At 69.3% G+C, this 8,437-nt stretch carries 7 protein-coding genes and 1 pseudogene; all 8 read left to right on the top strand.

What is annotated here, in order from left to right:
* Positions 1 to 392: hypothetical protein (locus NH339_RS16050; protein WP_253027032.1), on the top strand; the 392-nt coding region annotated here is incomplete at its 5' end.
* A gap of 194 nt (positions 393 to 586) precedes the next feature.
* Positions 587 to 1,369, top strand: a complete 783-nt coding sequence (locus NH339_RS16045; protein WP_253027031.1) for an electron transfer flavoprotein subunit beta/FixA family protein — start codon at positions 587 to 589, stop codon at positions 1,367 to 1,369.
* Between the two features lie 14 nt (positions 1,370 to 1,383).
* The gene (locus tag NH339_RS16040) at positions 1,384 to 2,331 is read left to right on the top strand and encodes an electron transfer flavoprotein subunit alpha/FixB family protein (protein ID WP_253027030.1); all 948 of its coding nucleotides are present in this window, start codon (positions 1,384 to 1,386) and stop codon (positions 2,329 to 2,331) included.
* Positions 2,332 to 2,542: 211 nt separating this feature from the next.
* Entirely contained in the window at positions 2,543 to 4,168 is a 1,626-nt protein-coding gene (locus NH339_RS16035) for an ABC transporter substrate-binding protein (RefSeq protein WP_253027029.1), read from the top strand.
* 148 nt (positions 4,169 to 4,316) lie between these two features.
* Complete coding sequence (locus NH339_RS16030; protein WP_253027028.1) at positions 4,317 to 5,243, top strand: ABC transporter permease; 927 nt, start codon at positions 4,317 to 4,319, stop codon at positions 5,241 to 5,243.
* Complete coding sequence (locus NH339_RS16025; protein WP_253027027.1) at positions 5,236 to 6,222, top strand: ABC transporter permease; 987 nt, start codon at positions 5,236 to 5,238, stop codon at positions 6,220 to 6,222. The genes NH339_RS16030 and NH339_RS16025 overlap by 8 nt, the downstream gene beginning before the upstream one ends.
* Positions 6,219 to 7,967: an ABC transporter ATP-binding protein gene (locus NH339_RS16020; RefSeq protein ID WP_253027026.1), complete on the top strand. Its 1,749-nt coding sequence runs from the start codon at positions 6,219 to 6,221 to the stop codon at positions 7,965 to 7,967. Before NH339_RS16025 ends, NH339_RS16020 begins: the two co-directional genes overlap by 4 nt.
* 83 nt (positions 7,968 to 8,050) lie before the next feature.
* A pseudogene (locus NH339_RS16015) lies at positions 8,051 to 8,437 on the top strand (hypothetical protein); the annotation flags it as partial.

Genomic DNA, 8,437 nt, shown 5'->3' with positions numbered 1-8,437 from the left:
CGAAGGCCGCTGCGGCCGTCGCGCGCCGCGACGAGGCCGGCACCGACGACGTGCCCGAGCCGCCCGCGGTCCCGCAGGAGGGTCCGTCGACGGCTCGCCGCCTCGTCGGACTGGTCGGCGTGGTGCTGGGCGTCCTCGGCCTGGTCGCGTCGGTCACGCTCGCGCTCGCGGCGCTGCTCGTGGCGTTCGGGTTCGACCCGTCGACGGGCGTGCTGCAGTCGGTCGCGACCGTCGCCGACCCGCTCACGCAGCCCCTGCGCGGGCTCGTCTCCTTCAGCGGCGAGAATGCCGCCGCGAAGGAGTCGTTCGTGGCCTACGGCGGGGGATCGGTCGTCTACCTGGCGGTCGGCGTGCTCGCCCCGTCGCTCCTGCACCGGCCCGCTCGATCCTGACCCGCGAGGCCTGCGACGACAGGTGTCCTGGACGTGTGACCTATACCATGGGTGACGCGCCTGGCCCCGGTATGTAACTCGCCGGTAACCTTGCGTGCAAGGCTGCCCTCACCTCGTGGAGCACCACGTGGGAAGGTGGACGTCCCCGACAGCGCGGCGTAGAACGCCGCGTCCCCGACCACAGGAGGGTCCTCGTGACCAACATCGTCGTCGCGGTGAAGTACGTGCCGGATGCCACGGCCGACCGCACCTTCGACTCGTCCGACAACACCGTCGACCGTGAGAACGTCGACGGACTGCTCTCCGAGCTCGACGAGTACGCCGTCGAGCAGGCGCTCAAGGTCGTCGAGGAGGGTGACGGCGAGGTCACCGTCCTGACCGTCGGCCCCGACGACGCCGCCGACGCCGTCCGCAAGGCCCTGCAGATGGGCGCGGACAAGGGCGTGCACGTGAACGACGACGCGATCGCCGGCTCCGACGCCTTCGCGACCTCGCTCGTGCTGGCGAAGGCGCTCGAGAAGCTCGAGTACGACTTCGTGTTCTTCGGCATGGCCTCGACCGACGGCGGCATGGGCGTCGTCCCGACCCTGGTCGCCGAGCGCCTCGGCCTGCCCGCGGTCACCCTCGGCGGCGAGATCAGCGTCGACGGCGACAGCGTCACGATCAAGCGTGACGGCGACGTCGCCACGCAGGAGGTCCAGGGCTCCGGCAAGCTCGTCGTGAGCGTGACCGACCAGACCGGCGAGGCCCGCTACCCGTCCTTCAAGGGCATCATGGCCGCCAAGAAGAAGCCGGTCGAGGAGTGGGACCTGTCCGACCTCGGCGTCGACGCGTCCGAGGTCGGCCTCGACGCCGCCTGGACCAAGGTCGTCACCACCGAGCCGCGTCCCCCGCGCACGGCCGGCGAGATCATCACCGACGAGGGCGACGGCGGCACGAAGCTCGTCGAGTTCCTCGCCTCCAAGAAGTTCGTCTGAGCAGGAGTAGAGAGATGTCCGAAGTCATCGTGCTCGTCGACGTCGTCGACGGCAACGCCACCAAGCCCAGCCTCGAGCTCCTCACGATCGCCCGCAAGATCGGCGAGCCGTCGGCCGTCGTCTTCGGCGCCGACGTCCCGGCCTCGCTGGCCGAGCACGGCGCGGAGAAGGTCTACCAGCTCGACGACGCCGTCTACGGCGAGTACCTCGTCGGCCCCAAGGCCGAGGCGCTCACCAAGATCGTCACCGACGCCTCCGCCGCCGCGGTGCTCGTGCCCTCCACCACGGAGGGCAAGGAGATCGCGGCCCGTGTCGCGCTCAAGACCGAGTCGGGCCTCATCACCGACGCGGTCGACGTGACGGTCGACGGTGACACCGTGACCACGACGCAGTCGGTCTTCGCCGGCAACTTCACGGTCGACGCCCAGGTCACGAAGGGCATCCCGGTCATCGCCGTCAAGCCCAACTCCGTGGCCCCCGAGGCCGCCTCGGGCGCAGGCACCGTCGAGGCCGTGAGCGTCGACGTGTCCGACGCCGCCAAGGGCGCCAAGATCGTCTCCACCAAGGAGAAGGCCGCCTCGGGTCGTCCCGAGCTGACCGAGGCCGCCATCGTCGTCTCCGGCGGCCGTGGTACCGGCGGCGACTTCTCCGAGGTCGAGGCCTTCGCCGACACCCTCGGCGCGGCCGTGGGCGCCTCGCGCGCCGCCGTCGACTCCGGCTGGTACCCGCACAGCTTCCAGGTCGGCCAGACCGGCAAGACGGTCTCGCCGCAGCTGTACGTCGCCAACGGCATCTCCGGTGCCATCCAGCACCGCGCCGGCATGCAGACGTCGAAGACGATCGTCGCCGTCAACAAGGACGAGGAGGCGCCGATCTTCGAGCTCGTCGACTTCGGCGTCGTCGGCGACCTCAAGACGGTCCTGCCGCAGGCCACCGAGGCCGCGAAGTCGCGCAAGGGCTGATCACCACCCGCTCCACCACGAGGGGCCCCGGACCACACGGTCCGGGGCCCCTCGTGCGCGTCCATGGCCCGTGAGGGCCACGCATGATGGCCCATCCTGATCAGGTTGCAAGTTGGTGAAGTCCCCTCCGAGGCCTGTCGAAGGCCCGTCCGCCGGTGATAGCAATAGGGGCGCACGCGACTGCGTGCACCCATCTTCACAGGAGGAATCCATGCGTCTCTCCCGACGTACTCGCGTCGCGGGCGTAGCCCTGCTCGCCGCGGGCAGCCTCGTCCTGGCGGCCTGCGGCGGAGGCGGTGACGACTCCGGGTCCACCGACTCGGTGATCACCAACTTCAGCACCGAGCCCCAGAACCCGCTCGTCCCCACGTCGACGAACGAGACCGGCGGCGGCCGCGCCGTCGACCTGCTCTTCGCCGGTCTGGTCTCGTACCAGAAGGACGGCTCGAGCGTGAACGAGGTCGCGGAGTCGATCGAGTCCGACGACAACGTCACCTGGACCGTGAAGCTGAAGGACTGGAAGTTCTCCGACGGCACGCCGGTCACCGCGAAGTCGTTCGTCGACGCGTGGAACTACGGCGCGCTCAGCACCAACAAGCAGCTCAACAGCTACTTCTTCTACCCGATCAAGGGCTTCGACGCGGTCCAGGCCGAGAAGCCGACGGCCAAGACGCTCGAGGGCCTCAAGGTCGTCGACGACAAGACCTTCACGATCGAGCTCAACCAGGCCGAGGCCGACTTCCCGGCGCGTCTGGGCTACTCGGCGTTCTACCCGCTGCCCGAGTCCGCGTTCGAGGACATCAAGGCCTATGGCGAGGACCCGATCGGCAACGGCCCGTACAAGATGGACGGCAAGGGTGCCTGGGAGCACGACGTCCAGATCAAGCTCGTCCCGAACGAGGAGTACGACGGCGTCCGCAAGCCCAAGAACGGCGGCGTCACGCTGAAGTTCTTCACCAACCCGGACACGGCGTACACCGCCGTCCAGACCGGTGACCTCGACGTCCTCGACGCCGTGCCGCCGAGCGCGCTCTCGACGTTCCAGTCCGACAGCTCGGTCCAGGCCATCTCCGAGCCCGGCTCGGTCTTCGGCTCGGTCACCATCCCCGAGCGTCTGCCCGGCTTCGGCACCAACGACGAGGGCCGTCTGCGTCGTCAGGCGATCTCCAAGGCCATCAACCGCCCCGAGATCACCAAGAACATCTTCGACGACACCCGCACGCCGGCCGTGGACTTCTCCGCGCCCGTCATGCCGGGCTTCGACAAGGACATCCCGGGCAGCGACGTGCTGACCTTCGACGCCGACGAGGCCAAGAAGCTGTGGGCCCAGGCTGACGACATCGCCCCGTTCAAGGGCTCGTTCGTCATCGCCTACAACGGCGACGGCGCCGGCAACAAGGAGTGGGTCGACGCGATCGCCAACCAGCTCAAGAACAACCTCGGCATCGACGCCAAGGGTCAGGCCTACGCCACGTTCGACGAGCTGCGTTCCGACGTCACGAACCGCACGATCAAGACGGCCTTCCGCACCGGTTGGCAGCCTGACTACCCGTCGATCTTCAACTACCTGGCCCCGCTGTACCAGACCAAGGCCGGGTCCAACGACGGCGACTACTCCTCCAAGGAGTTCGACGACCTCATGACGAAGATCGCCGGCGAGCCCGACGAGGACAAGCGCTACGAGCTGCAGTCGCAGGCCCAGGAGGTCCTCTTCAAGGACCTGCCGGCCATCCCGCTGTGGTACTCGAACGTGGCCGCCGCCGCCTCGAAGAACGTCGAGAACGTCGAGTTCAACTGGCAGAACCAGCCCGAGCTGCACCTCATCACCAAGAAGTAGCTCCGGCGCCCGCACGACCACCCGTGGGGCAACACCTCAGGTGTTGCCCCACAGGTGCGTCCGGGTCCCTCGGTGGTGCCTCGTGCCCCGGCGTATCGTCGGGGCGGGTCGCGGCACCGCCGCCCCCTTCAGACAAGGAGTCCTGCCCATGTGGTGGTACGTCGGTAAGCGTCTCCTCCAAGCGATCCCGGTGATCCTCGGAGCGACGTTCCTCATCTACATGATGGTGTTCCTGCGACCAGGCGATCCCATCGTCGCGCTGTTCGGCGACAAGCCCGTGCCCGAGGGCACCTACCAGGCGCTGCGCGAGCAGTACCACTTCGACCAGCCCAAGATCGTCCAGTGGCTGCTGTTCCTCAAGGGCGCGGTGACCCTCGACTTCGGCACGTCGTTCAGCGGCCAGCCGGTGATCGACCTCGTCCAGCGCGCGTTCCCCGTCACCATCAAGCTGGCGCTGATGGCCCTCGTCATCGAGGCCGTGCTCGGCGTGGCTGCCGGCTTCTACGCGGGCATGCGCCGCGGCAAGCTGTTCGACTCCACGATGCTCGTGGTGTCGCTGCTCGTCATCGCCGTGCCGATCTTCGTCTTCGGCTTCGTGCTCCAGCTGATCGTCGGGATCAAGCTCGGGGCGCTGCCGGCGCTCGTCAGCTCGCAGGCAACGTTCCGCGAGCTGCTGCTGCCGGCCATCGTGCTCGGGCTCGTGTCGTTCGCCTACGTGCTGCGCCTGACGCGCACGTCGGTGATCGAGAACCTCACCGCCGACCACGTGCGCACGGCCCGGGCGAAGGGTCTGCCCGACGGGCAGGTCAACCGCCGCCACGTGCTGCGCAACTCCCTCATCCCCGTCGTGACGTTCCTCGGCGCCGACCTGGGCGGCCTGATGGCCGGCGCGGTCGTGACCGAGGGCATCTTCAACGTCCCCGGCGTCGGCAACCTGGCCTTCGACGCCATCCGACGCGGCGAGACCCCGACCATCGTCTCGGTGGTCACCATCATGGTGCTCGTCTACGTGCTCACCAGCCTCGCCGTGGACCTGCTCTACGCCTGGCTCGACCCGAGGATCCGCTATGCCTGACGGCCGTCCGTCGAAGACCCGTCCCGGGCAGGAGCGCTACGTCGCCCGCCTGGAGGACACCCCGCTGCACGACGTCGGCGCCCTCGACACGACGGCCCCGCCGGAGAGCCAGTGGAAGGAGGCGTGGAAGCAGCTGCGCAAGAACCCGCTGTTCCTCATCTCCGCTGCGCTGATCCTGTTCCTGGCTGTGGTCATCGCATTCCCTGGTCTGTTCACGAGCAACGACCCGACCTTCTGCCGGACAGGCAAGAGCCTCCGACCCGCGGAACCCGGCTACCCTCTGGGGTTCGATCGTCAGGGCTGTGACGTCTACTCGCGCATGATCTACGGCGCGCGGGCCTCAGTCACCGTAGGCCTTCTGACGACTCTCATCGCCACGGCGCTGGGTCTGGTCGTCGGCGCAGTGGCAGGCTTCTACGGCCGGTGGATCGACTCGTTGCTCTCGCGGGTCGCGGACATCTTCTATGCGATCCCGCTGCTGCTGGCTTCCATCGTTCTGCTCTCGGCGCTCAACTCGTGGTTCCCGGACCGAGGGTTCTGGGCCTCTGTCCTGGCGATCGTGCTCGCACTGGCGCTCTTCGGCTGGCCCCAGGTGGCGCGTATCGCCCGCGGTGCCGTCATCGAGACCAAGCAGCAGGAGTTCGTCGACGCCGCACGTGCGCTCGGTGCCACGCCGCGGCGCAACCTGCTCCGTCACGTCGTGCCGAACTCGCTGGCCCCGGTGATCGTCACGGCGACCGTGTCGCTGGGCATCTTCATCGTGGCCGAGGCGACGCTGTCGTTCCTCGGCCTCGGGCTCCCGACCAGCATCGTGTCCTGGGGCAACGACATCTCCGCCGCCCAGAACCAGGTGCGTGCCGGGCAGCGGCTGGGCACCATGTTCTGGCCTGCCGGCGCGCTGGCGCTCACCGTGTTCAGCTTCATCCTCCTCGGCGACGCCGTGCGCGACGCCCTCGACCCGAAGGCCAAGAAGCGATGAGCCGCGACCTCAACCCCGACCAGCCGCTGCTGGAGGTCAAGGACCTCCACGTGGGCTTCGCGGCCGACAAGAAGACCGTGGTGCCCGCCGTCATCGGCGCGAACCTGACCGTCTACCCCGGCCAGACCGTCGCGATCGTGGGCGAGTCCGGCTCGGGCAAGTCCACGACGGCGCACGCCATCATCGACCTGCTGCCCGGCACCGGACGGATCACCGGTGGCCAGATCCTCTTCGAGGGCCAGGACATCGCGCACGCGAAGAAGTCCGACATCGTCGCCCTGCGCGGCTCGTCCATCGGCCTCGTGCCGCAGGACCCGATGTCGAACCTCAACCCGCTGTGGCGCGTGGGCACGCAGATCAAGGAGTCGCTCGAGGCCAACGGCGTCGCCAAGGGCAAGGCCGCCGACGCCCGCGTCGTCGAGCTGCTCGAGGAGGCCGGACTGCCCGACGCGGCCCGGCGGGCCCAGCAGTACCCGCACGAGTTCTCCGGCGGCATGCGCCAGCGTGCGCTCATCGCGATGGGCCTGGCCGCACGGCCGAAGCTGCTCATCGCCGACGAGCCCACGTCGGCGCTCGACGTGACGGTCCAGAAGCAGATCCTCGACCACCTCGACCGGCTCACCGACGAGCTGGGCTTCGCGGTCCTGCTCATCACCCACGACCTCGGCCTGGCGGCCGAGCGGGCCGACCACCTCGTGGTCATGTACCGCGGGCAGGTCGTGGAGTCCGGGCCGGCGCTGGAGATCCTGCAGGACCCCCAGCACCCGTACAGCAAGCGGCTCGTCAGCTCGGCACCGTCGCTCGCCTCGCAGCGGCTCTCGTCGGTGCAGGCCCGCGCCGAGGTCCGTGAGCAGGCCGTGCAGACGGCGGCCGAGATCGCCGCCGAGGTCGCGACCCACGACGACGAGCTGGGGGAGGGCCGCGGCACGATCATCGAGGCCAAGGACCTCACCAAGGTCTTCAAGATCCGCGGCAGCCGGCCGGGGCAGTCGACCGACTTCACGGCGGTCGACCAGGTCTCCTTCCAGCTCGAGCGCGGCACGACCACCGCGATCGTCGGCGAGTCGGGGTCGGGCAAGTCGACCGTGGCCCGTATGGTCCTCGGTCTGCTCGACGCGACCAGCGGCAGCGTCGAGTTCGACGGCGTCGACATCACCACCCTGCGCAAGAAGGAGCAGCAGCTCGCGCTGCGGCGCCAGATGCAGCCGGTGTTCCAGAACCCGTACGCCTCGCTGGACCCGATGTACTCCATCTACCGCTCGATCGAGGAGCCGCTGCGGCTGCACGGCGTCGGCACGGCCAAGGAGCGCGAGACGAAGATCCGCGACCTGCTCGACAAGGTGTCGCTGCCGGCCTCGGTCATGACGCGCTACCCGAACGAGCTCTCGGGCGGCCAGCGCCAGCGCGTGGCGATCGCCCGCGCCCTCGCGCTCGACCCGGAGGTCGTCATCTGCGACGAGGCCGTCTCGGCGCTCGACGTGCTGGTGCAGGCGCAGATCCTGACGCTGCTGAACGAGCTGCAGAGCGAGCTGGGCCTGTCCTACCTGTTCATCACCCACGACCTCGCGGTCGTGCGGCAGATCGCCGACCACGTGCTGGTGATGCAGAACGGCAAGGTCGTCGAGCAGTCCACCGTGTCCGAGGTGTTCGAGAACCCCCGCGAGGACTACACGCGCATGCTCCTCGACGCCATCCCGGGCGGGTCGATCCCGCTCGGCGTGGTGGAGGCCGGCGACGACGTCTGACGGCACGTCCCGCGCCCGGGCGACCGGGTGCGGGGTGCGTCGATCCGGTTGACTCGTTCGAACATCTGTTCGATCATGGTGGGGTGTCCACCGCCCGTCCCGCCCTCGAGGTCGTCGCCGAGCTGCGGCGCGAGGTCGAGCGGATGCAGGGCGCTCCCGCCCGCCAGTCGGTGCCCACGCACGCGGCCCTCGAGGGTCTGCTGAGCCTGGAGACCGGGGGCGTGTACGGCGTCGACTCGGCCAGCCTGGCCCTGCTGCTCATGGCCGGTCCGTCCGCGGCCGGCACGTGGTGCGCCGTGGTCGGCGCACCCGACCTGGGGGTCGAGGCCGCGGTCGCGATGGGCGTCGACCCGCACCGCACGGTGCTGGTGCCCGACCCGCAGGACCGCTGGCTGGAGGTCACGGCCGCGCTCGTCGACGTCGTGGGCCTCGTGGTCGTCCGCCCGCCCACGGCGGTCGGCGAGGGCGAC

The sequence above is a fragment of the Aeromicrobium sp. CnD17-E genome (assembly GCF_024124745.1).
Classification (GTDB): Bacteria; Actinomycetota; Actinomycetes; order Propionibacteriales; family Nocardioidaceae; genus Aeromicrobium.
This window is presented reverse-complemented; position numbering and strand designations above follow the sequence as displayed.